Origin of the sequence: Planotetraspora phitsanulokensis (assembly GCF_016863295.1) — a bacterium.
GTDB classification, from domain to species: domain Bacteria; phylum Actinomycetota; class Actinomycetes; order Streptosporangiales; family Streptosporangiaceae; genus Planotetraspora; species Planotetraspora phitsanulokensis.
The window spans coordinates 162,701-184,278 of record NZ_BOOP01000008.1 but is presented as its reverse complement, the minus strand read 5'-3'; the positions used below and the strand labels follow the sequence as shown (position 1 = coordinate 184,278).

General features: G+C 69.7%; 21 protein-coding genes and 1 tRNA gene. 8 read left to right on the top strand and 14 right to left on the bottom strand.

What is annotated here, in order from left to right; genetic code table 11:
- Window positions 1–202 precede the first annotated feature (202 nt).
- Genes Pph01_RS10710 through Pph01_RS10690 form a run of 6 tightly spaced genes read left to right on the top strand, consistent with a single transcriptional unit; the run spans window position 203 to window position 6,653 of the window.
- Window positions 203–1,309, top strand: a complete 1,107-nt coding sequence (locus Pph01_RS10710) for a hypothetical protein (protein WP_204072867.1) — start codon at window positions 203–205, stop codon at window positions 1,307–1,309.
- On the top strand, window positions 1,306–2,562 hold the full coding sequence (locus Pph01_RS10705) for a hypothetical protein (RefSeq protein WP_204072866.1): 1,257 nt from the start codon (window positions 1,306–1,308) through the stop codon (window positions 2,560–2,562). The genes Pph01_RS10710 and Pph01_RS10705 overlap by 4 nt, the downstream gene beginning before the upstream one ends.
- Entirely contained in the window at window positions 2,559–3,563 is a 1,005-nt protein-coding gene (locus Pph01_RS42710; protein WP_239116582.1) for a hypothetical protein, read from the top strand. Before Pph01_RS10705 ends, Pph01_RS42710 begins: the two co-directional genes overlap by 4 nt.
- On the top strand, window positions 3,560–4,417 hold the full coding sequence (locus Pph01_RS10700) for a sulfotransferase domain-containing protein (RefSeq protein ID WP_239116581.1): 858 nt from the start codon (window positions 3,560–3,562) through the stop codon (window positions 4,415–4,417). The genes Pph01_RS42710 and Pph01_RS10700 overlap by 4 nt, the downstream gene beginning before the upstream one ends.
- Window positions 4,414–5,733 (top strand): lipopolysaccharide biosynthesis protein, encoded by a 1,320-nt coding sequence (locus Pph01_RS10695; protein ID WP_239116580.1) that lies wholly within the window; start codon window positions 4,414–4,416, stop codon window positions 5,731–5,733. The genes Pph01_RS10700 and Pph01_RS10695 overlap by 4 nt, the downstream gene beginning before the upstream one ends.
- Window positions 5,730–6,653 (top strand): sulfotransferase, encoded by a 924-nt coding sequence (locus Pph01_RS10690; protein ID WP_204072863.1) that lies wholly within the window; start codon window positions 5,730–5,732, stop codon window positions 6,651–6,653. The genes Pph01_RS10695 and Pph01_RS10690 overlap by 4 nt, the downstream gene beginning before the upstream one ends.
- Before the next feature lie 241 nt (window positions 6,654–6,894).
- Here Pph01_RS10690 and Pph01_RS10685 read toward each other — a convergent pair whose 3' ends face one another.
- From Pph01_RS10685 to Pph01_RS10645, 9 genes are all read right to left on the bottom strand, one after another.
- The gene (locus tag Pph01_RS10685; RefSeq protein WP_204072862.1) at window positions 6,895–7,329 is read right to left on the bottom strand and encodes a type II toxin-antitoxin system VapC family toxin; all 435 of its coding nucleotides are present in this window, start codon (window positions 7,327–7,329) and stop codon (window positions 6,895–6,897) included.
- Window positions 7,326–7,565 carry a ribbon-helix-helix domain-containing protein gene (locus Pph01_RS10680; protein ID WP_204072861.1) on the bottom strand — a complete coding sequence of 80 codons (240 nt, stop codon included), beginning with the start codon at window positions 7,563–7,565 and terminating at the stop codon, window positions 7,326–7,328. The genes Pph01_RS10685 and Pph01_RS10680 overlap by 4 nt, the downstream gene beginning before the upstream one ends.
- A 62-nt stretch (window positions 7,566–7,627) precedes the next feature.
- A complete protein-coding gene (locus tag Pph01_RS10675; RefSeq protein WP_239116579.1) occupies window positions 7,628–8,455 on the bottom strand; it encodes a WecB/TagA/CpsF family glycosyltransferase in 828 nt (275 codons plus the stop codon).
- A gap of 17 nt (window positions 8,456–8,472) precedes the next feature.
- A complete protein-coding gene (locus tag Pph01_RS10670; RefSeq protein WP_204072859.1) occupies window positions 8,473–9,378 on the bottom strand; it encodes a glycosyltransferase family 2 protein in 906 nt (301 codons plus the stop codon).
- Between the two features lie 26 nt (window positions 9,379–9,404).
- Entirely contained in the window at window positions 9,405–10,316 is a 912-nt protein-coding gene (locus tag Pph01_RS10665) for a sulfotransferase family protein (RefSeq protein ID WP_239116578.1), read from the bottom strand.
- A gap of 83 nt (window positions 10,317–10,399) precedes the next feature.
- A complete protein-coding gene (gene cysN, locus Pph01_RS10660) occupies window positions 10,400–11,662 on the bottom strand; it encodes a sulfate adenylyltransferase subunit CysN (RefSeq protein ID WP_204072858.1) in 1,263 nt (420 codons plus the stop codon).
- A gap of 121 nt (window positions 11,663–11,783) precedes the next feature.
- Complete coding sequence (cysD, locus tag Pph01_RS10655) at window positions 11,784–12,698, bottom strand: sulfate adenylyltransferase subunit CysD (protein ID WP_204072857.1); 915 nt, start codon at window positions 12,696–12,698, stop codon at window positions 11,784–11,786.
- Window positions 12,699–12,717: 19 nt separating this feature from the next.
- A complete protein-coding gene (locus Pph01_RS10650; protein ID WP_204072856.1) occupies window positions 12,718–13,479 on the bottom strand; it encodes a 3'(2'),5'-bisphosphate nucleotidase CysQ in 762 nt (253 codons plus the stop codon).
- Window positions 13,480–14,820, bottom strand: a complete 1,341-nt coding sequence (locus Pph01_RS10645) for a sugar transferase (protein WP_239116626.1) — start codon at window positions 14,818–14,820, stop codon at window positions 13,480–13,482.
- 219 nt (window positions 14,821–15,039) lie between these two features.
- On the opposite strand from Pph01_RS10645, the gene Pph01_RS10640 reads away from it, so the two are divergent.
- On the top strand, window positions 15,040–15,690 hold the full coding sequence (locus Pph01_RS10640; RefSeq protein ID WP_204072854.1) for a 3'-5' exonuclease: 651 nt from the start codon (window positions 15,040–15,042) through the stop codon (window positions 15,688–15,690).
- Here the strand turns inward: Pph01_RS10640 and pth are convergent.
- The 5 genes from pth to Pph01_RS10615 all read right to left on the bottom strand — a co-directional run bounded on the left by pth (window position 15,610) and on the right by Pph01_RS10615 (window position 20,139).
- On the bottom strand, window positions 15,610–16,230 hold the full coding sequence (pth, locus tag Pph01_RS10635) for an aminoacyl-tRNA hydrolase (RefSeq protein WP_204072853.1): 621 nt from the start codon (window positions 16,228–16,230) through the stop codon (window positions 15,610–15,612). The two genes, Pph01_RS10640 and pth, sit on opposite strands and share 81 nt — an antisense overlap.
- A gap of 67 nt (window positions 16,231–16,297) precedes the next feature.
- A complete protein-coding gene (locus Pph01_RS10630; RefSeq protein WP_204072852.1) occupies window positions 16,298–16,915 on the bottom strand; it encodes a 50S ribosomal protein L25/general stress protein Ctc in 618 nt (205 codons plus the stop codon).
- Between the two features lie 288 nt (window positions 16,916–17,203).
- Complete coding sequence (locus tag Pph01_RS10625) at window positions 17,204–18,181, bottom strand: ribose-phosphate diphosphokinase (protein WP_204072851.1); 978 nt, start codon at window positions 18,179–18,181, stop codon at window positions 17,204–17,206.
- A gap of 259 nt (window positions 18,182–18,440) precedes the next feature.
- Window positions 18,441–19,904 carry a bifunctional UDP-N-acetylglucosamine diphosphorylase/glucosamine-1-phosphate N-acetyltransferase GlmU gene (glmU, locus tag Pph01_RS10620; protein WP_204072850.1) on the bottom strand — a complete coding sequence of 488 codons (1,464 nt, stop codon included), beginning with the start codon at window positions 19,902–19,904 and terminating at the stop codon, window positions 18,441–18,443.
- Between the two features lie 163 nt (window positions 19,905–20,067).
- Window positions 20,068–20,139, bottom strand: a tRNA-Gln gene (locus Pph01_RS10615).
- A 372-nt stretch (window positions 20,140–20,511) separates the two neighbouring features.
- Here Pph01_RS10615 and Pph01_RS10610 point away from each other — a divergent pair.
- Complete coding sequence (locus Pph01_RS10610; protein WP_204072849.1) at window positions 20,512–21,450, top strand: acyl-CoA desaturase; 939 nt, start codon at window positions 20,512–20,514, stop codon at window positions 21,448–21,450.
- Window positions 21,451–21,578: the final 128 nt, after the last annotated feature.

The window sequence follows — 21,578 nt, the reverse complement described above, 5'->3', positions numbered from 1 at the left end:
CCGGTCATTCTTGCGTGGAAAATCTTCAATAGTGGAGGGGGAAAACCTCTCACCCGCCTATAGTTCGACTCCGAGCGAGGGGCACGGAGAGTTGGACATGATTCTTTCACCGCACAGCAGAGACATCGCGGAATACGGTTCCGTCCTGCGCAGGCGGTGGCAAGTCTTCCTGTCATGCCTGGTCACAGGGATGATCGGCGGCGTGGTTCTGCTGACGGAGACGCCCGTCTCCTACACGTCCACGGCCCAGGTACAGGTCTTTCCCACGGGAATGCAGGAACAGCTCAACCTGATAACCCCCCGGCAGAGAGAACCGCTCAACCTCGACACCGAGTCACAGATCGCACAATCCACCGTGGTCGCCTCCATAGCCGCCCAGGACCTGAAATATACGGATCCTGAGGGCTTACGTGAAATGGTCGGCGTCGACGTCCCGCCCAATTCGGCCATTCTTTCCATTTCGTTCACCACCACTGATCCCGGGTCGGCGGCGAAGGGCGCCCAGGCGTTCGCCGACGCATATCTGCGAAACCGGCTCAGCTCGGCGACGGACGCGCTCGCAGCCGACCAGAAGGTCATCGCGGCCAAACTGCGCCAGGTGAACGCCGACCTGGCGAAGGCGGCCGCCGCCGTACCACTGCAGCCCCCCGGATCGGCCGCGCGGACGGTCGCGGCCCACCGGCAGACGGTGCTGGCCCGCCAGGCGTCCACCCTCACGGTCAAGTACGACGCCCTCAAGACCGTCGCGATCACGCCGGGGACCGTCATCAGCCCCGCCCGGCCGCCCGTGGAGCCGAGCGCCCCCAGCGCCCCGATCTACCTCGGCAGCGGACTCTTCCTGGGCCTGCTGTGCGGCGCGGGAGCGGCGTTCGCCCGGGACCGGCTCGACACCCGCCTGCGCCGGCCCGGCGACGTGGAACGGCTGACCGGACTCCCCATGCTCGCCGAGACCGCTGGGCGACCGGAGACGACGATCTCCCGCGAACTCGCGGCCGTCGCGGTGACCGCGCTGGGCGACGGCCGCCACACGCTGCTCCTCGACGACCTCGGAGACGAGGGCCACGGCCGGTCGATGGCCGAGGGACTCCGCACCGCGCTCGCCCCCGTCGCGCCCATCTCCGTCGTGACGGAGCGCGGCACCGGCGCGGACGCGGCGATGCTCCTCGCCCCACTCGGCCTGGCCACGTCCGCCGACGTGGCCGAGGCCGTACGGCATCTGGCCCGCCAGGGGGTGCGGGTGCTGGGCGTCGTGGCCGTGCCGCCCGCGCCCGCCGCGCCCGTGCCCGGCCAGGCGGAGCAGGTCACGTGAGGCCGGCGGTGTGGCCGGTCGGCGCGCTGCTGATCGGCTATCCCGTCTGGTGGGCACTCGGGCTCGGCGGCCTCGCGGTCATCGTGCTCGCCGTGCCGATGGCCGTGATCCTGTGGCGCAGGCGGCCGATCAGGGTGCCCAAGGGCTTCGGCCTGTGGCTGCTGTTACTGGCCGGATACCTCATCAGCGCCGTCACGCTGGCCGAGACGCCCGACGGCACCTACGGCGACCTGAGCCCCGGCCGGGTCACCGGCTACCTCGTGCGCCTCGCCGTCTACGCCTCTCTGCTCGTCATGGTCGTCTACCTGGGCAACCTGTCCCTCGACGAGCTTCCGCAGCTCACCCTCGTGCGGATGCTGGGCGTGCTGTTCATCACGACGGTCACCGGCGGCCTGCTGGGCGTGTTCGCCCCCGGCTTCCAGTTCACCTCGCCGCTCGAGACCGTCCTGCCGGAATGGATCGGCGACAACTCGTTCGTGCGCAACCTCATCCATCCGACGGCGGCGCAGATCCAGCACGTGCTCGGGCACAGCTCGCCGCGTCCCGAGGCGCCGTTCGAGTGGGCCAACGCCTGGGGCAGCAACGTGTCCGTCCTGGTCATCTGGTTCGTGGTCGGCTGGTGGGCGTACGGCGGGCCGTACCGGCGGGTGACGGCGGCGGTGCTGCTCGCGGCGGCCGCCGTGCCGATCGTCTACTCGTTGAACCGCGGCCTGTGGATCGGGCTCGCGATCTCCGCCGTCTACCTCGCACTGCGCGGCCGCCCGCTGCTCGTCGGGGCCGCCGCCGCGCTCGCGGGGGCGGCGTTCTTCCTGTCGCCGCTGAGCACCATCGTCGCCCAGCGCATCGACAGCCCGCACAGCAACGACATCCGGGCCTTCACCGTCTCCTCCACCGTGCGCGTGGCCGCCACCTCGCCGCTCATCGGGTACGGCAACACCCGCAACGCCTTCGGCAACCAGAGCACGATCACGACGGGCAAGACGCAGTGGTGTGAGGAGTGCGGCCATCCCCCTCTGGGCAGCGACGGCCAGTTGTGGCTGCTGCTGATCAGCCAGGGATTCGCCGGGGCGCTGCTGTACGTCGGCTTCTTCGCGGGCGCCGTCCGCCGGTTCTGGCAGGACCGCACGCCCATCGGGCAGGCGGGCACGCTCGTCATGATCCTCGTGCTGTTCTACATGTTCGTCTACGACGGCCTGATCAGCGCGCTGAGCCTGTATCTGATCTCCTTCGCCCTTCTCTGGCGGAACGCATGAGAGACACCCCGACACGTCTGCGCTACCTCCACCAGGTGCTGGCCGAGCTGTATCCGCCGGGCACCTCGAGGGGGTCTCGCACGCTGCTCCCGCACCGGCTGGTGCCCCGGAGGCTGGTCCCCCGCACCCGCTGGCACGCGGCCCTCGGCCGCGGCGTGCCCGTGTGGGACGGCCCGGACACGATCGAGACCCACCTCAGCCAGGTGCTCGGCAGGCGGATCCGCGCGGTCGTGCACGTACGGCCGGCCCGGCGGGCCAACCGCAAGCCAGTCCTGGAGGCGCACGACGAGGACGGGCTCATCGCGTTCGTGAAGATCGGCGACTCGGATCGGGCCAGGGAACTCGTCCGTCACGAGGGGGAGGTCCTGCGGATGCTGGCGGATCACCCCATGAAGGTGGTCGTGCCGCCGTCCGTCGTCCATCAGGGCACGTGGCGCGGGCTCGAGGTGCTCGTGGTCTCCGCGCTGCCCGTCACCGCGGCGCCGGTGCCCCGGGGGCTCCGCGACGCCGCGGTCGCCGAGATCGCCTCGTTCGGCCGGCGGCGGACGGCCACACACGGACCTCTCCCGGGGGAGCCCGCCTGGCCGCGATCGCAGGCGGTGTCCGCACGGATGAGCGGCACGCCTCTGCATGACCACGCCGGATGGGGATGGCACGGCGACTTCGCACCGTGGAACCTGTCCGCGGCCCCCGACGGGCGGCTGCTCGTCTGGGACTGGGAACGGTTCGCCACCGGCGTCCCCCTCGGGTTCGACGCCCTCCACTACTACTTCAACCGGGCACTGCGCCGGATGCGCCCCGCCGTGGCGGCCCGCTCCTGCCTGGCACAGGCCGGCCTGCTCCTGGAGCCGTTCGGCCTGTCCTCCGCGGAGGCCCGCAGGTCCGCCGCCCACTACCTGATCACCCTCGCCGATCGGCACCACCGGGACGGCCACGAGCCGCTCGGCCCGTCGTCCCTGTGGCTCAACCCCCTCGTCGATCATCTGGAGAGCCTGCTGTGAGGTCAACGTTGAAGCGCTCGGCACATGCCGTCTCGCTCACCACGGGCATGCTCACGACGCGCGCGCGGATGTTGCCGTCCTTCCTGATCGTCGGAGCGCAGCGGTGCGGCACCACCTCGCTCTACCGTGCGCTCTCCCGGCATCCGTTGATCTTCAAGCCGGTGCTGCGCAAGGGCGTGCACTACTTCGACGTGAGCTACGACCGCGACCTGTCCTGGTACCAGGCGCACTTCCCGCTCAAGGCCACCGCGCAGCGGCTCGAGCGCCGCCACGGCCACCGCGTCCAAGCCTTCGAGTCGGCGCCGTACTACCTCTTCCACCCGCTCGCGGCCGCCAGGATCGCCTGGAACCTCCCCGGCGTGAAGCTGATCGTGCTGGTCAGGGACCCGGTCGAGCGGGCCGCGTCAGCACACGCCCACGAGCTCGCCCGGGGGTTCGAGACCGAGCCGTCGTTCGAGCGTGCACTGGACATGGAGGACGCGCGGCTCGCCGGCGAGGCCGAGCGGCTGCGCGAGTCCCCCAACTACCTCAGCCACGCCCACCGCCACCACGCCTATGTCGCCCGCGGCAGGTACGCCGAACAGCTGAACCGCATGGAACTCCTCGTCGGCCGCGACCGGCTGCTCGTGCTGGACAGCGGCGCGTTCTTCCGCGAGCCCGACCCCGTCTACGACCGCGTCCTGGAGTTCCTGGGACTGCCACGGCTGGGCGACCCGGTGTTCGAGGTGCACAACGCGCAACCGCGGACCTCGGAGATGCCCCCGTCGGTGCGCAGGCGGCTGGGCGCGCACTTCGCCCCCTGGGACTCCGTCCTCCAGCAGTGGCTCGGGGCAGTGCCCTCGTGGCACCGGTGAGCGTCCTCGGAACACGTCGTCCCGTCGGCCGTCTGGCGCGCGGCGGCATCGCCGGGCTGGCCGCTGCGGCGGGCGGGGCCGCGAGCCAGTTCCTCATCGTGCTGCTCGTCACCCGATCGCTCGATCCCGATGCGGCGGGGGCGTTCTTCACCGCTACGGCGCTGTGCCTCATGCTCGCCGGGATCCTGCGGCTCGACGCTGGCAACGGCCTGATCTACGCGCTGGCCCGGCGGAGAGGCGAGCTCACGGACCACTCCGTGGTGTGGGCGGCGCTCGCCCCGGTCGTGGCGTGCTCCGCTCTCGCCGCCGTCGCCGTCGCCGTCTTCGACACGGAACTGGGCGCGCTGACCGGCGTCCCGGACGGCGTCTGGCCGGCGCTGGCGGCGGCCCTGCCCGCCGTCGTGCTGGCCGACGTCCTGGTGGCGGCCACCCGTGGGCTCGGCTCGATGCGCCCGACGCTCCTGCTCGACGGCCTCGGCCGGCCGATGGGCCAACTGCTCCTGGTCGCCGCGGCGGTCCTCACGGGCGCCTCCCTGCCGATGGTCACGGCGGCGTGGGCCCTGCCCGCGATCCCCGCCACCGTGCTGGCGGCGTTGTGGCTCAGGCGGCATCTGCCCGGTCCGGTCCCCCTCCCGCTCGCGTGTGACCGGGAAACGATGGCGTCGTTCTGGCGCTACACGGGGCCGCGGTCGGCCGCCTCGGCGATCCAGGCGGTATTCCAGCGCCTCGACATCGTGATCGTCGCGGTGCTGGCGGGCCCGGCCCCCGCGGCCGTCTACACGGCGGCCACCCGATTCAAGGTCGTCGGGCAGCTGGCCAACCAGGGGCTGACCCAGGCCGTACAACCCCACCTCGTCAGGGCGATCGCCGACGGCGACCTCGTACGGGCCAGGCGCCTCTACCAGGCCACGACCATGTGGCTGGTCGTGCTCACCTGGCCGATCTGGCTCGGGTACGCGGCCCTGGCGCCGTGGTTGCTGCCGCTGTTCGGCCCCTCCTACGCCGACGGCGTGACAATCGCACTGGTGCTCTCCGGGACCATGGTGGTCGCCACCGCCTGCGGCATGGTCGACGTCGTCCTCATCGCGTCCGGGCACACGGCGGCGAGCCTGGCCAACACCGCGTGCGCCGTGGCGGTGACGATCGTGGCCGACGTGCTGCTGGTGCCGTCCCACGGCGCGCTGGGGGCCGCTCTCGGCTGGTCGGCCGGGGTGCTGGCGAAGAACGCGTTGCCTCTGGTCCAGATCTCCCGGCGTCTTGGCCTGCTCCCCTTCGGCAGGCACTCCGTGAACGCCTTGCGGAGGGGCGTCGCGTGACCGCGTCAGGGCCCCCCGTTCTGGTCACCGGCCTGCCGCGCAGCGGCACGAGCTGGGTGGGCAAGATGCTCACGGCGAGCGGGGATCTGGTCTACGTCAACGAGCCGCTCAACCCGCAACGCCCTCCCGGCCGCTCGCCCGGCGTGCTGGCCGCGTCCGTGACCCACCGGTTCCAGTACATCTGCGAGGACGACGAGGCCCCCTGGCTCGACGCCTTCTCCCAGACGATCGCGCTCCGCTACCACTGGCTGGCCGAGATCCGCCGCAACAGGCGGCCAGGCGATCTGGCTCGGATGGCCAAGTACGGCACGGCGTTCGGGATGGGCGCCCTCCGGGGCAGGCGTGCACTGCTCGACGATCCCTTCGCCCTTCTGTCCGCAGAGTGGTTCGCCCGGCGGCTCGGCTGCCAGGTGATCATTCTGGTCCGTGACCCCGTGTCGTTCGTGGCGAGCTGGCAGCGGCTCGGGTGGACGGTCTCGGTCGACGAACTCCTGCGACAGCCGCTGCTCCTGCGCGATCACCCCTGTGTCGGAGGGCTCCGTCCTCTGTCCGGCTCGGAGGACCGCATCGCCACGGCGGCCGCGCTGTGGAAGACGGCCCGCCAGGTGATCGAATCGGCGTCCGCCCGCTCGGCCGGCATCCGCGTCGTAGGCTTCGAACACCTGGCGTCCGCACCTCTGGACGGCTTTCGCGACCTCTACGAGTGGTGCGGTCTGCCGTGGACCCGGCGCGCCGCCCGGCGCATCGCCTCGGCCTGTACGGCACGGCGCCCCCGGCCGGGCGGCTTCGCCTGGACCGGCCTGTCGCGGACGGCCTTCCGCCCCATGGACTCCCGCCAGGCGCTCACGGCCTACCGCCGGCGCCTGTCCCCCGAGGAGATCGCCCGCATCCAGTCCCTGACCTGCCTACCCGCGGCCTGAGATCGCTCTTTTCAGCACCGGTCCCGGAGATCGCCGGTTCGTAGCTCGCTGGACAGAGAAACGCTATGCAGAGCACATGCGGGAGATACATCGACCGAGTCGAGGTTTCCACGCTTCGGTCTTATGTGGAGACACCGGGTGGCCGGTTGCGTGTAGTGGCCGACTGCGCCGACTCCGAATGCATCGTCGCCTGAGACTGGATCTGCGGTCACAGCGTCCGAACCTGGAGAATCCGCCACAGCTACATGTCGTCAGGCAATACCCGAAATGCCTTATGGGGGGTCATAGGGCGAACTACTCGGAAATCACGGCGGTCCAGAGTGAGTACAGCATCCGTGCGATATTCCGCGGCCAACACGACATTCACCGCATCGGCAAGATCCAAATCTAGATCAACATAGCGTTGCCGTACGACACAGGCGGTTTCCAGCATCTCGGTGGAGAGATCGGGGATCTGGAACCGTAGCCGACGAGCGTTGGCGAGGATGAACGCGATGATCTTCACGCGAGCCGCAGACCCGAACCGGGCCTTCGCCATGTGATCGACTTCCGTCAACACCAAGGGCGAGATGACGACGGTTCCGGCCTCACGAAGAATACTCTGGCAATCGGCACTCTCCGCCGCATTCTTATCGGAGGCGGCGATGATTCCAGAGGTATCCGCGATCACAATCACTTGGCGCGGGCTCTCTTGGCGATCACAGAAGTGACCTCATCATCACTGACCGCCTCACCACTGCCCTCAAAGGTCGGCCAGTCCAGCGGCTCGTCCCACACCCGATTCGCCATCGCGGCCAGGTGGATCCCCTCACGAATAATCTCCGCCTCGGGAACGCCCCGGAGTCGAGCGGCTTCCTTGATGAGAGCAAGGTCTTCGGGATCGGCGTAGACGTTGGTTCTCTTCATCGACATGTACCTACCCTAACACATGTACACATTCGCGCCGCAGCGCATGCGAGCCGGGACGTGTGAGGTCACAAACGTCCGCGAAACAGCCGGGACCGACGCCACAGGCGTCTAAGCAGGCAGCCGGCGAGCAGGCGCAGCGCGAACGGCAGGTCGTCGACGAGGTAGCGCCGCGCCAGCCTGCCGGGCTCGCTCAGCAACCGGAACAACCACTCCAGCCCGTGATCTCCCATCCACGCGGGCGCCCGCCGTACTGCGCCGGCGGTGAAGGCGATCGCGGAGCCGCAGCCCACGAACCACGCCCCGGGCAGATCGGCCCGGACCATGGCGATCAGCCGGTCCTGCTTCGGGAAGCCGAGCCCGACGAAGACCAGCCGAGGGGCGGCCGCGACGAGCCGCCTCCGCACCTCGGCGAGAGCCTCCGGACACGTCTCGAATCCGTACGGCGGGGCGTCGGTCCCGGCCACCACGAGCCCCGGGTAGCGGTCGCACAACACGTCCCGCGCGGTCTCGGCAACCCCCGGCGGACCGCCGAGCAGGTAGACCGGAACGCCGTCGGCGGCGGCGGCCTCGGACAACGACCAGATCAGGTCGGCTCCGGTGACCCTCTCGGGCAGGGGCCGGCCGAGCAGCCGGGCCGCCCACACCAGCGGCATGCCGTCCGCGACCGCCAGGTCGGCCCGAGTGACCAGGGCGCGCAGGTCGGCGTGCCGTGAGATCGCCCGGCAGATGTCCACATTGGGGGTGACGAGGTGGCCACCCCGGCCGCGGCGGAGCGCGGCGACCACGTGCTCTACCACCTGGGCCTCGGTCAGCGGATCGACCTTGACGCCGGCGACCGCCACCCGTCCGTGCCGCCGACCGTGCCCCCGCCTGCGGACCGGAGCGTGCGCCACCCCCGAACGCGGGGCCATCAGATGCCGTGACCGCGGGCGTTGAGCAGGCTCAGCACGGCGCTCGCGGAGATCAGCCTCCCGGCGACCGCCAGCGCGACGGCGGCCCGGGGCTCGCCTCTGCGGGCCGCGAAGGCCCTGAGCGCCCAGCGGGCAGCCTCGCGGCGGTGACCGAGAGCCGCGTGCGAGAAGGCCAGCTGGCCGTAGATCCGGGCGGCGCCGCGCGCGTCGGCCGCCAGTTCGGGATGGCGGGCGAGCATCCAGTCGAGGCCCGCGATGCGGTCCGCCCACTTTGTGACGTACTGCGAGGCTCCCCAGCGCACCCGGACGAGGGGACGGTCGACATGAACGATCGGATGCCGCCACGCGGCGCGCAGCGCGAGGTCCCAGTCCTCGTTCTGACCGCCGGGGGCGCTCTCGTCCACCCAGATGGAGCCCCGCCGGAACAGGAACGTGGATGAGTGGACCATCATCATCCGCGACCGCGTCAGATGCTCCCGGGTCACCCTGGCGGTCCCGGCGAGGCGGGCGACGCGGCGCGCGCCGTACTCGACCTCGATCGCGCAGCTCGCGAAGTCGGCCTCCGGCTCCTCGGCCAGTGCGGCCGCCTGTGAGGCGAGCTTGCCCGGCAGCCAGAGGTCGTCGTCGTCGCAGAAGGCCACGAGTTCGGTCTCGAGGGCGGCGATCCCGGAGTTCCTGGCGCCGGGCAGGCCGGGCCGCTGGCGGTTAGGCAGGATCCGGACGCTGCCCCGGGGCGAGCTGATGACGCTCCCCAGTTGCCCGGCCACCTGCTCGACCGACACGTCTGGCGCGTCGACGACCACGACGACCTGCAACCGGCGGCCGTAGGCCTGGTCCAGCACGCCGGCCACCGCGGCGGCGAGCGAGTCCGGCCGGTCTCCTCGGGTGGGGATCACCACACCCATGGACGGGTTCAAATCACGAGCTCCGATCAGTAGGCGAGGGGGTAGCCGTACACGAGCAGCAGCGGCCAGGTCAGCGCGGTGACCAGCCAGCGCTGCCGGAACCGGAGTGCGGCGCGGCGGTCGTGGAACTCGATGTGGCCCACGGCGAACCGCATGGGATTGCCGGAGACCGTGTGCGCGACGCCGAGCCTGGCCCGGCCGTCCTCGACGAAGCCGAGCGTCTCGCGGGAGTCGGGCAGCCGCAGGTCGCCGGCCAGCCGCGTCAGCGTCGTGACGGGATCCTGCACGAGGTCCTCGTAGTGGACGCGGACGACCTGGACGCCCTTCCACCGCAGGATCTCGAAGGCCAGGTTCTGCGCGAGCCAGTGCATCGCCGTCCTGGCCGGCGCCCACCGTGCCATCGGCCTGCCGTCCTCAGGCCGCCGCACCCTCCTGCGCCAGGACGCCGCCACCGCGCGCGGGTCGCGCACCACGTGGACGACTCGTAAGTCCATGGTCGCGGACAGGCAGAACGCCAGGGAGGCGTGCTTGCTGGAGTCGATGACGACGCGCGCCGCCGCGACCTCGGCCGCGGCGGCGTAGATCCGCGAGTACGCCGAGACGTACTCGGCGAGTTCGGCCTCCCGGGTCAGCAGCCCGGCGGCGAAGGCCGGGATGCGGCGGGTGCGGTCCACGCGGGCGCGGAGCTCCTGCAGCATGACGGCCCGGCTCTCCCGCCAGTAGCCGAACGCGCGGGCGCCGACCTTGGTCCAGAACGCACACCGGGAGAACGGCGAACCACAGCCGCAGGGCTCGTCGGCGCGGACGCCGCGCGCCCACAGATGGACGACCTCTCCGAGCGCCGCCACCCCCGGAATCTCTCCGAGAAGGCGCTCGAGCAGGGTGGTGCCGCTACGGCCCAGCCCCCCCACGAAGATCACCGGCTGAGCGTCGGCCACGAGCCCTCCACCTAGTGGATGCGGAACGTGACGACACTAGCGCGGAGAGTAATCGAGCGCCGGATGATCCCTAAAGGATCTACTCAGTGAGCGTCGACGATCATCCCCGCCCCGACCGTGCCGTTGGTGGCCTCGTCGATCAGGATGAATCCGCCGGTGAGGCGGTTCCTGGCGTAGTCGTCGACGAACAGCGGCTGGGTGGTGCGCAGCGTCACCCGGCCGATCTCGTTGAGCCCCAGTGAGGTCGCCGTCTCGTCCCGGTGGAGGGTGTTGACGTCCAGGCGGTAATGCAGGTCCCTGACCACCGTCCGCGCGGTCCTGGTGGTGTGCTTGAGAACGAGCTTGGAGCGCGGCTGCAGCCTCACCCCGTCGGCCATCCACGAGACCATCGCGTCGATCTCCTGGGCCACCTGGGGCTGGTTGTGCGGACGGCAGATCATGTCGCCGCGGGAGATGTCGATGTCGTCCTCCAGCCGGAGGGTGACCGACATCGGCGGGAAAGCCTCGTCGAGCGCGCCGTCGAAGCTTTCGATCGACGTGATCCGCGTGGTGAGACCCGACGGCAGGTGCATGACCTCGTCGCCCGGCTTGAGGACGCCCCCGGCCACCTGACCCGCGTATCCGCGGTAGTCGTGCAGCGACTGGTTCGTCGCGTTGTGCGGGCGGATCACGTACTGCACCGGGAAGCGGACGTCGACGAGGTTGCGGTCGGAGGCGATGTGCACGTGCTCCAGGTGGTGGAGCAGCGAGGTCCCCTCGTACCACGGCATGTTCTCCGAGCGGGAGACCACGTTGTCCCCGTGCAGCGCGGAGATCGGGATGAACGTGAGGTCGCTGGCGTTCAGCTTCGACGCGAAGGCCGTGAACTCCTCGCGGATCTCCTCGAACCGGGACTCGGCGTAGTCGACGAGGTCCATCTTGTTGACCGCGAGGACGAGGTGGGGCACCCGGAGCAGCGTCGTCAGGAACGCGTGCCGCCGCGACTGCTCCAGCACGCCCTTGCGGGCGTCGATCAGGATGATCGCCAGGTCGGCGGTCGAGGCGCCGGTGACCATGTTGCGGGTGTACTGAATATGGCCCGGGGTGTCGGCGATGATGAACTTCCGCCGCGGCGTCGCGAAGTAGCGGTAGGCGACGTCGATCGTGATGCCCTGCTCGCGCTCCGCCCTGAGCCCGTCGGTGAGCAGGGACAGGTCGGTGTACTCGGTGCCCCGGTCGCGCGACGTGCGCTCGACCGCCTCCAGCTGATCCTCGAAGATCGCCTTGGAGTCGAACAGCAGCCAGCCGATCAGCGTCGACTTGCCGTCGTCCACACTGCCCGCCGTCGCGAAACGAAGGATGTCCATTACTCGTGCTCCCCAAGGTTCGTACGGCTCGCGGCAGGAAGATCGGCGCGCGTCGGAAGCGGCCGTCGAATCCGGCGGGGCCGGATCTCCGTGACCCCGCCGCGTGAAGAGAGGCCGACCATCAGAAGTAGCCTTCCTTCTTGCGATCTTCCATGGCGGCCTCGGACGCGCGGTCGTCGGCGCGGGTGGCGCCGCGCTCGGTGATCCTCGTCGCGGCCACCTCCTCGATGATCTGCTCGACCGTCGTGGCCGTTGACGCCACCGCGCCGGTGCAGGTCATGTCCCCGACCGTCCGGTAGCGGACCACGGCCTCGAAGATCGGCTCGTCCTCGCCCCGCTGGACCACCTCGTCGTCGCTGAGCAGCATGCCGTCACGCTCGAACACCTTGCGGGTGTGGGCGAAGTAGATCGAGGGGATCTCGATGCCCTCGCGCTGGATGTAGTGCCAGATGTCCAGCTCGGTCCAGTTGGACAGCGGGAACACGCGGATGTGCTCACCCTTGCGGATCCGGGTGTTGTAGAGGTTCCACAGCTCGGGCCGCTGGTTCTTCGGGTCCCACTGGCCGAAGTCGTCGCGGAAGGAGAACACGCGCTCCTTGGCCCTGGCCTTCTCCTCGTCCCGGCGGGCCCCGCCGAACACGGCGTCGTACTCCTGCTCCTCGATCGCGTCGAGCAGGGTCGTGGTCTGCAGGCGGTTGCGCGAGGCGCGCCGTCCCGTCTCCTCCATCACCCGCCCCGCGTCGATGGACGCCTGGACCGAGGCCACGATCAGCCGCGCGTTCAGCTCGACGACGCGGCGGTCCCGGAAGTCGATCACCTCGGGGAAGTTGTGCCCGGTGTCCACGTGCATCAGCGGGAAGGGGATCGGCGCCGGCCAGAACGCCTTCTCCGCGACACGTAGCATGACGATCGAGTCCTTGCCCCCGGAGAAGAGCAGACACGGGCGCTCGAATTCGGCCGCGACCTCGCGCATGACGTGGATCGCCTCGGCCTCGAGCACGTCGAGCTGTGACGTCGTGTAGTCACGCTGGAGCATTGGTGCTTCCTCCGGGAGATTAGCGATGAAGGTCACGGATGCCGGCGAGCAACGTTGGCGCCAGATCCGGTAGGCAAACAAGGATATCCGGCAGTGAGGGGTCTGCCTGGTTGTACACCAACGGCGAGCCGTCGATCCTGCTGGCGTGCGCCCCCGCGGCGAGCGCCACGGCGACCGGCGCGGCGGAATCCCACTCGTACTGGCCGCCCGCGTGGACGTAGGCCTCGACCTCGCCGGTGAGGACGGCCGAGATCTTGGCCCCGGCGGAGCCGATCGGTACGAGGTCGGCGCCCGCGAGGAACGCGAGTTTCCGCACGAACTCAGGGGGGCGGGTGCGGCTGACCGCGATCCGGAACCGCTCGCCGCGCTCGGCGATCACGGGAGGGGCGGCCGTCGTGAGCGTCCTGCCCTGCGCCGGGAGCGCCACCGCGCCGGCCGTCAGTCGGCCTCTCTCCCACAGGGCCACGTGTACGGCCCAGTCGGACCGGCCCTCCTCGGAGAACTCACGGGTGCCGTCGAGCGGGTCGATGATCCACACGCGGTCGGCCGACAGGCGGCGCGGATCCATCCGCTCCTCGCGGGTCGCCTCCTCCGACAGCACGCTGTCGCTCGGCCGGAGCCGCTGCAGGGCCTCGGTGAGGTAGCGGTGCGACATGAGGTCGCCCGCGTCCTTCAGCGCCCGCTGGTCGGCGAAACCGTGCTCGACCCGGAGCGTGAGCAGCCGCTCCCCCGCCTCGGTGGCGAGGTCCCCCGCGAGGGCGTGGTCGTCCCTAATCGTCATTCAGTAAGCTCCCGCGCCGCCCGCGACCGCTGACCAGGTCTTCCAGAGAATCTGCAGATCCAGCATCAGCGACCAATTCTCGATGTAACGCAGGTCCAACCGTACCGATTCCTCCCAGGAAAGATCAGACCTGCCGTTGACCTGCCAGAGGCCGGTCATCCCGGGGCGCACGACCAGGCGCCGGCGGACGTCGTCGCGGTAGCGGGCGACCTCCTCCGGCAGCGGCGGGCGCGGCCCCACGAGGGACATGTGACCTCGAAGTACGTTGATCAGCTGGGGCAGCTCGTCGAGCGAGTGCCGTCGCAGCCAGACGCCCATGCGGGTGACCCGCGGGTCCTGACGGATCTTGAACAGCAGGCCGTGGCCCTCGTTGACCAGCTCCACCCTGCGGGCCTCGGCGTCGTTCCGCATGGTCCTGAACTTCAGGATCGTGAACTCCACGCCGTCCTTCCCGACGCGCGTCTGCCGGAACAGCGCCGGCCCGGGGCTCGACGCCCGTACGGCTATCGCGACGACGAGCATCAACGGGGCGAGCAGAACCAGGGCGACCCCCGCGACGATCCGGTCGAAGGCCGTCTTGATCAGCTGGCGCGCGCCGGCGAGATCCGGATGCTCCACGTGGAGCAGGGGAAGCCCCGCCACCGGCCGGATCGTGGTGCGCGGGCCCGCCACCTCCATCAGCGCCGGCGCGACGACGAGGTCGGTCCGGGTCCGCTCCAGCCGCCAGGCCAGCCTCCGCAGGGCCGTGCCGTCGAGCTCGGGACAGGCGAGGACCGCCACGGTGTCCGCCCCCATCTGCTGCACGACGAGGGGCACGTCGGTGAAGTCGCCCAGGACGGGGACCTCCTCGATCTCCCCGGACGATTCGGCGGGGAGGCAGGCCGCGACGATCTCCATCCCGTGGTAGCGCTCGCGCCGGAACCTCATGGTCAGCTCGGCGATGCCCGCGCGATGACCCACCGCCACCACCCGGCGCATGCAGTCCTCACCGCGGCGCCGGCGACCGTGCAGCCGGCGGCGTAAGCCGTACCGGGCGAGAAGGGTCAGGACGGTCATGAGCGGCAGCGCCACGACGACGTAACCGCGGGCGAGATCGGCCTTGGTCACGTACGCCGTGATGGCGACCGCCGCGATGAGAATGAAGCCGCACTGGGCGATCCGGCGGAACTCCTCGGAGCCCACCCCGATCAGACGGGGTTCGTAACCCCGGTTGAGACAGATCATGGCGGCCCACACGGGCGGAAGCACACCGCTCAACACCACATACGGCGCCACATAAGGAGTAACCTCGCCGAACCTGAGCAGTACGGCGGCGACCCCGGCCAGAAGGGCACACGTCATGTCGGACAGAGCCGCGTGGAACCGGTATCGGGTCGCCCACCGCGGCGGCCGCGGGGTCGGATGCGCCGGCGCGACCCGCGCCCGGCCGGCGGCGACCACTGACACTTCGCCGTCCAGCACGCACCCTCCACACTTGTCGCCTGGCACCGTCATGTGACAACGCCGTCACTGACAGTGAGGAATGCTAGCGGTCATCCGGTGGGGCTTAGAGGAGAATTCGTGAAAGCCGAAACGTACATCTCTGTGGATATCGAGGCCGACGGCCCGATTCCCGGCCCCTATTCCATGATCAGCTTCGGCATGACGGTGGCGGGGAGGATGGCCGGAAGGCGATTCGAGAAGACCGACCCCGAGGCGTCGACCTTCTACGCGGAGCTCCGGCCGATCAGCGACGACTTCGTGGCCGAGTCGCTCGCGGTCAGCGGGCTCGACCGCGACGCGCTGGTCGAGGAGGGACGCGACCCCGCCGAGGCCATGGCCGACGCCGCGGACTGGATCCGGAAGGTGTGCGGCGCGGATCTCCCCGTGCTGGCGGCGTTCCCGCTGGCCTACGACTGGATGTGGCTGTACTGGTACTTCCTGCGTTTCACCGGGGAGAGCCCGTTCGGCCACTCCCGGTGCATCGACATCAAGACCCTCTACACCGCGAAGGCGGGGGTTCCCGTCGCGTGGTCGACCAAGCGGCAGATGCCGCGCGAGGTGCGGTCGAGCCGCCGCCACACCCACAACGCGCTGGACGACGCCGTGGAGCAGGCCGAACTGTTCCAGAACCTGATGCTCTGGCAGGGATCAGCGGGGCGGCTTCACCGGGTTGAGGTCCCCCGCGTGGAACCGGTTCTGAGTGACCTCGACACCGCTCGTGATCAGTGACTCCACCATGTCGGCCGCCCGGTCGACGAGGAACGGCAGATCCTTGCGCTCGGCCGTGGCGAAGTCCTTCAGCACGTACGCCGCCGGATCCATCCGTCCCGGCGGGCGGCCGATGCCGAAGCGGATCCTCGGATAGTCCTTCGTCCCCAGCGACTTGGTGATCGACTTGAGGCCGTTGTGGCCGTTGTCGCCGCCGCCCAGCTTCGTGCGCAGCGCGCCGTACGGGATGTCGAGCTCGTCGTGGACGACGATCACGTTCGCGGGCGCGACCTTGTAGAAGTCGGCCAGCGCCTTGACCGGGCCGCCCGACAGGTTCATGTAGGACAACGGCTTGGCCAGCACTGCCCGCGCGCCGGCCGACCGGCCTTCGACGATCTCGGCACGCGACTTGTGGACCTTGAAACGGCCCCCCATCCGGGCCGCCAGCTCGTCGACCACCATGAAACCCGCGTTGTGCCGGTTCCCGGCGTACTCGGGCCCGGGGTTGCCCAGGCCGACGACGAGCCATCGCTGGTCACCGGGCTCGGCGATCCCAGACATCGAAGTCTCCTCACATGAAGAAGTCCTCCACAGGAGGTCCCTGTGGAGGACTGTCTCACAATCGGTGCTACTCGGCGGCCTCGGCCGGAGCGGCCTCGCCCTCTTCCGCGGCCTCCTCGGCGACCTCGCCCGCCTCGGGCAGCTCGGCGGTCGGCGCCGCGATCACGTGCAGGACCAGCGCCTCGGGGTCGCCCACGAGCGTGACGCCGTTCGGCAGCGCGATCTCGCCGGCGTGGACGGCGAAGCCGACGTCCTTGCCGTCGACGTCGACCTCGACACCGGACGGGATGTGCGTCGCCTCGGCCTCGACGGACAGCGCGATCAGCTGCTGGTCGAGGATGCCGCCGCCGATCACGTCGCCGGAGACGGTGACCGGGATGTCGACGGTGACCTTCTCACCACGCTTGACCAGGAGCAGGTCGACGTGCTCGACGAAGCCCTTGATCGGGTCGCGCTGAACGCCCTTCGGCAGCGCGATCTCGTCGACCCCGTCGCCCTCGACGTGGATGAGCACGTTGGCCTGACGCAGCGCGAGCAGCAGCTCGTGGCCCGGCAGGGTCAGGTGCCTGGGCTCGGTGCCGTGGCCGTAAAGCACGGCGGGGACCTTGTCGCCCCGGCGGATCTTACGGGCGGCGCCCTTGCCGAACTCCGTGCGGAGCTCAGCGGCGATTCGAACCTCGGCCATGGCACATCTCCTAGGGATGTCTCGTGGATGGATGAGCGCTCCCCCTGATCCGCCCTAGCGGTAGGCGTTACGAGCGCAGCCTGGACAGTCTAGCTGTGTTTTCCTGCTTCGCCTCCGGCGAAGCTGTTCGGGGCGCCTTTGAGGCTGCGTCTTCCCTCGTCGTTCGGAAGCTCGTCCCTCACTTCCTCACTCCTCAGTCCAGACACAGCCGCGCCCCTCACGTGTTCCCTGCTTCGCCTCCGGAAGGCTGCTCAGCACACCCCTTCGGCGCCCCTTACGGGCTTCTTGCTAGCTGTCGCCTTCGAAGAGGCTGGTGACGGAGCCGTCGGTGAAGACCTCGGTGATGGCACGGGCGAGCAGCGGGGCGATCGACATCACGGTCAGGCTGTCGAACCTCTTCTCCACCGGGATCGGCAGGGTGTTCGTCACGACCACCTCGGAGATCCGCGAGTTCTTGAGACGGTCCACCGCCGGGTCGGAGAACACCGCGTGCGTCGCCGCCACGATGACATCGGTCGCACCGTGCTCGTAGAGCGCGTCGGCCGCCTTGCAGATCGAGCCACCGGTGTCGATCATGTCGTCGATCAGCACGCAGGTCCGGCCCTGGACCTTGCCGACCACCTCGTGCACCTTCACCTGGTTCGCCACGTCGAGGTCGCGGCGCTTGTGGATGAACGCCACCGGCGTGCCGAGCGAGTCGGACCAGCGCTCCGCCAGCCGTACGCGGCCGGTGTCCGGCGAGACGATCGTCGTGGTCGCCGGGTCGAGCTTGCCCCTCAGGTAGTTGATCAGGACGGGCATCGCGAACAGGTGGTCCACCGGACCGTCGAAGAAGCCCTGGATCTGCGAGGTGTGCAGGTCGATCGACATCAGCCGGTCGGCGCCCGCCTGCTTGAACATGTCCGCCATCAGCCTGGCCGTGATCGGCTCTCGCCCGCGGCCCTTCTTGTCCTGCCGCGCGTAGCCGTAGAACGGCATGATGACCGTGATCCGCTTGGCCGACGCACGCTTGAGCGCATCCACCATGATCAGCTGTTCCATGATCCACTGGTTGATCGGCGCGGTGTGGCTCTGCATCACGAAGGCGTCGCACCCGCGGACCGACTCCAGGTAGCGCACGTAGATCTCGCCGTTGGCGAAGTCACGCAACGCGGTGGGCGTGATCTCCACGCCGAGGTTCGCCGCCACCTCGTCGGCCAACTCGGAGTGGGCGCGCCCGGAGAAGAACATCAGGTTCCGCTCACCCATCGTCTTCTTGCCGCTCATGCCATGCTCCTCGACTGCCGAGCCCCCCGGCCGGCCGTTTCGTCACGGGTCGCTTCGTAACGCGCACGCAGCGCGACCTCACGTCGCCCTGCTCGCTCGCCGTGCTTGATCACGGTGTCCTCCTGGCCTGCCCCTGGGGGCGTTACGCGGTCGGACCGCGCCTTGTTCTCATTACCGTTGCCGTGCCGGTCCATGCCACGGCAGCCGCACGCCGTAAGGCGATGCCGCTCTCGTGACCACTCGGACCTGTGTCTCGCGACTACTCCGCGCCCGTCTCCGGCTCCGCCTCTTCGTCACGCCCGGCGGCGGCCTGCTCGGCCGCCTTGGCCGATGCCGTACCCGGGCGGCGGCGGACGACCCACCCCTCGATGTTGCGCTGCTTGCTCCTGGCCACGGCCATCGCCCCCGGGGGGACGTCGCCCGTGATGACGGAGCCGGCGGCGGTGTAGGCGCCGTCGCCGATGCTCACCGGAGCGACCAGCATGTTGTCACTGCCCACCCGCACGTGGTCTCCCACGAGGGTGCGGTGTTTGTTGATCCCGTCGTAGTTCACGAAGACGCAGGCCGCGCCGATGTTGGAGCCCGTCCCGATGGTGGCGTCGCCGACGTACGACAGGTGGGGGATCTTGGACCCCTCGCCGACGGACGAGTTCTTGGCCTCGACGAAGGTGCCGATCTTGCTCTTGCGCGCGAGGACCGTGCCCGGCCGGAGGTAGGCGTAGGGGCCGACGGAAGCCTGCGGGCCGATCTCGGCCCGGTCGCAGACCGCGTAGCGCACCACGGCGTCCGCGCCGACGACGGTGTCCGTCAGCGTCGTCGACGGGCCGACCTCGGCCCCCGACGCGATCCTCGTGGCACCGTGGAGCTGGGTCGCCGGGTGGATCACCGCGTCCGCCTCGAGCCTGACCCCGGCGTCGATCCAGGTGCTCGCGGGGTCGACGATGGTCACGCCGGCCCGCATGTGCGCGTGGAGGATCCGGTCGTTGAGCACCCGGCGGGCGAAGGCGAGCTGGACGCGGTCGTTCACGCCCTCCACCTCGACGTAGTCGCTCGCGACGTGCGCCCCGACCCGGTGGCCGTCCTCGCGGAGGATGGCCAGAACGTCGGTGAGGTACTCCTCGCCCTGCGCGTTGGCGGCGCCGACCCGCTTGACCCCGTCGGCGAGGAGGGCCCCGTCGAACGCGTAGACCCCCGAGTTCATCTCGCGGATCGCCCGCTGCTCGGGGGTCGCGTCCTTCTCTTCGACGATCTCCAGGACGGCTCCGCCGACGTCGCGGATGATCCGTCCGTACCCCGTCGGGTCCGGGACCTCGGCGGTCAGGACGGTGACCGCGTTGCCGTCGGCCGCGTGCCTGTCCAGCAGCGCCGCGAGGGTCTGCGTGCGCAGCAGAGGCGTGTCGCCGTACGTGACCAGGACGGTTCCCCTGATGTCGCCCACCGCCTCGAGGGCGGTTCGCACGGCGTGGCCGGTGCCGTTCTGCTTGTCCTGGACGACCGGGCGCGCATCGGGCGCTGTGCCGGCGAGGTGACTTTCGACCTGGTCACGGGCGTGTCCGATGACCACGACCAGTTGCTCGGGATCAAGGCCGCGGGCCGCGGCGAGCATGTGGTCCACGAGCGCGAGGCCGCAGATCTCGTGGAGGACTTTGGGGGTGTTCGACTTCATCCGAGAGCCCTCGCCGGCGGCGAGGACGATGACGGCAGCCGGACGCGGCACACTCACGGACTGAGGCTCCCTCGGCGTCACGATAGAGACGAGTCGGCTTCCGGATCACGGGCGGCCACCCACAGGGCACCGCACGGTCACCCGCTCGACAAGGTGAGCTTACCTGTCGGGCCTGAGATCGAATCCAGCCCCACCCTCAATCGCCGGATCCTCCGTTGAGCTCCGGCGCCAGGACTCGAACCTGGACAACAGGGACCAAAACCCTGCGGGCTGCCAATTACCCAACGCCGGAAAGGAATGGCGAACGCCGGGTGATCCCGGCCGCGAGCCGCCTCCTACGATACCGATCCCCCCGGATCTGTGACGCCAAGACGCGAGTGGCCGATCATCCGGATCTGGCCGGCGGCGTTTCGTCGAGGAGCGGTTACCAGGCCAACGCTTTCGGGCAGACCAGCCCATATCCACAGCCCGGCAGAACCGGATCCCGTGTCGCCGAGGAACACGCGTTAGCAGATCGCACACCGTTCCAGCAAGACGTGGATTCGCCACCAGATGTACGTGGGACCGTCACCTTCCCCACATTCTGTCCAGGGAAATTCCTAACTTACGATGGCGTAGGTTACGGTGGCGTAGCCAGACATCTTCCCCACACGCGAGGTAGCCCATGACCGTCCTGACCGAACGGCCCTCACCGCAGCCCAAACCGGACTTCGAGCCCAAGGGCAAGTCCGTGGGCGACCTGATCATCTTCGGCATCGTCGTCGGAGCCCCCATCCTCGCGGTCATCGCCGCGGTGCCCTTCGCCTGGGGCTGGGGTCTGGGTTGGACGGACGTGGCGATCACCTTCGTCTTCTACGCTGTGTCCGGTCTGGGAGTCACGGTCGGCTTTCATCGCTATTTCACCCACGGCTCCTTCAAGGCCAAGCGCCCCCTGAAGATCGCCCTGGCGATCGCGGGCAGCCTCTCGCTCGAGATGTCCGCGCTCGACTGGGTCGCCGCCCACCGCAAGCACCACAAGTTCTCCGACAAGGACGGCGACCCGCACTCGCCCTGGCGCTTCGGCACCGGCGTCTGGGCCCTGTCCAAGGGGCTGCTCTGGGCGCACATGGGCTGGCTGTTCGAGGTGGAGCGCGTCAACCGGCAGAAGTACGCCCCGGACCTGGCCAAGGACCCGGACATCATCAAGCTGCACAAGTGGTTCCCCGGTCTGGCGCTCGTCTCGCTCCTGCTGCCCGGCGTGCTCGGCGGCCTGCTGACCTGGTCGTGGCACGGCGTCGTGACCGCGCTGTTCTGGGGCACGGTCGTCCGCATCGGTCTGCTGCACCACGTCACCTGGTCCATCAACTCCATCTGCCACGTCTTCGGCGACGAGCAGTTCGAGGCGCGTGACAAGTCCCGCCAGGTGTGGTGGCTCGCCATCCCGTCCTTCGGCGAGTCCTGGCACAACCTGCACCACGCCGACCCGACCTGCGCCCGGCACGGCGCGCTCAAGGGCCAGCTCGACCTGAGCGCCGAGACGATCCGCCTGTTCGAGAAGCTCGGCTGGGCGCACGACGTGCGCTGGCCCACCACTGAGCGCCTGGCGGCGAAGCGTCTTGCCTGACGGTTCACATACCGATGACAGGGCCGCCGTCGTCGACCTGGCGGCCCTGTCGTCTCCACTTCACGCCCCCGTCGACGAAGACCCGACGTCGGCCGTCGCGTTACCCCTCACCAGGGCGACGCTGGTGG

Bases quoted from the DNA above. Each gene is read 5' to 3' on its own strand.
- Pph01_RS10610 (WP_204072849.1), top strand. From the start codon at position 20,512: ATGACCGTCCTGACCGAACGGCCCTCACCGCAGCCCAAACCGGACTTC.
- cysD (WP_204072857.1), bottom strand. From the start codon at position 12,698: ATGCTCCAGCGTGACTACACGACGTCACAGCTCGACGTGCTCGAGGCC.
- Pph01_RS10630 (WP_204072852.1), bottom strand. From the start codon at position 16,915: ATGGCCGAGGTTCGAATCGCCGCTGAGCTCCGCACGGAGTTCGGCAAG.
- Pph01_RS10650 (WP_204072856.1), bottom strand. From the start codon at position 13,479: ATGACGATTAGGGACGACCACGCCCTCGCGGGGGACCTCGCCACCGAG.
- Pph01_RS42710 (WP_239116582.1), top strand. From the start codon at position 2,559: ATGAGAGACACCCCGACACGTCTGCGCTACCTCCACCAGGTGCTGGCC.
- Pph01_RS10680 (WP_204072861.1), bottom strand. From the start codon at position 7,565: ATGTCGATGAAGAGAACCAACGTCTACGCCGATCCCGAAGACCTTGCT.
- Pph01_RS10625 (WP_204072851.1), bottom strand. From the start codon at position 18,181: ATGAGCGGCAAGAAGACGATGGGTGAGCGGAACCTGATGTTCTTCTCC.
- Pph01_RS10670 (WP_204072859.1), bottom strand. From the start codon at position 9,378: ATGGGTGTGGTGATCCCCACCCGAGGAGACCGGCCGGACTCGCTCGCC.
- cysN (WP_204072858.1), bottom strand. From the start codon at position 11,662: ATGGACATCCTTCGTTTCGCGACGGCGGGCAGTGTGGACGACGGCAAG.
- Pph01_RS10645 (WP_239116626.1), bottom strand. From the start codon at position 14,820: ATGACGTGTGCCCTTCTGGCCGGGGTCGCCGCCGTACTGCTCAGGTTC.
- pth (WP_204072853.1), bottom strand. From the start codon at position 16,230: ATGTCTGGGATCGCCGAGCCCGGTGACCAGCGATGGCTCGTCGTCGGC.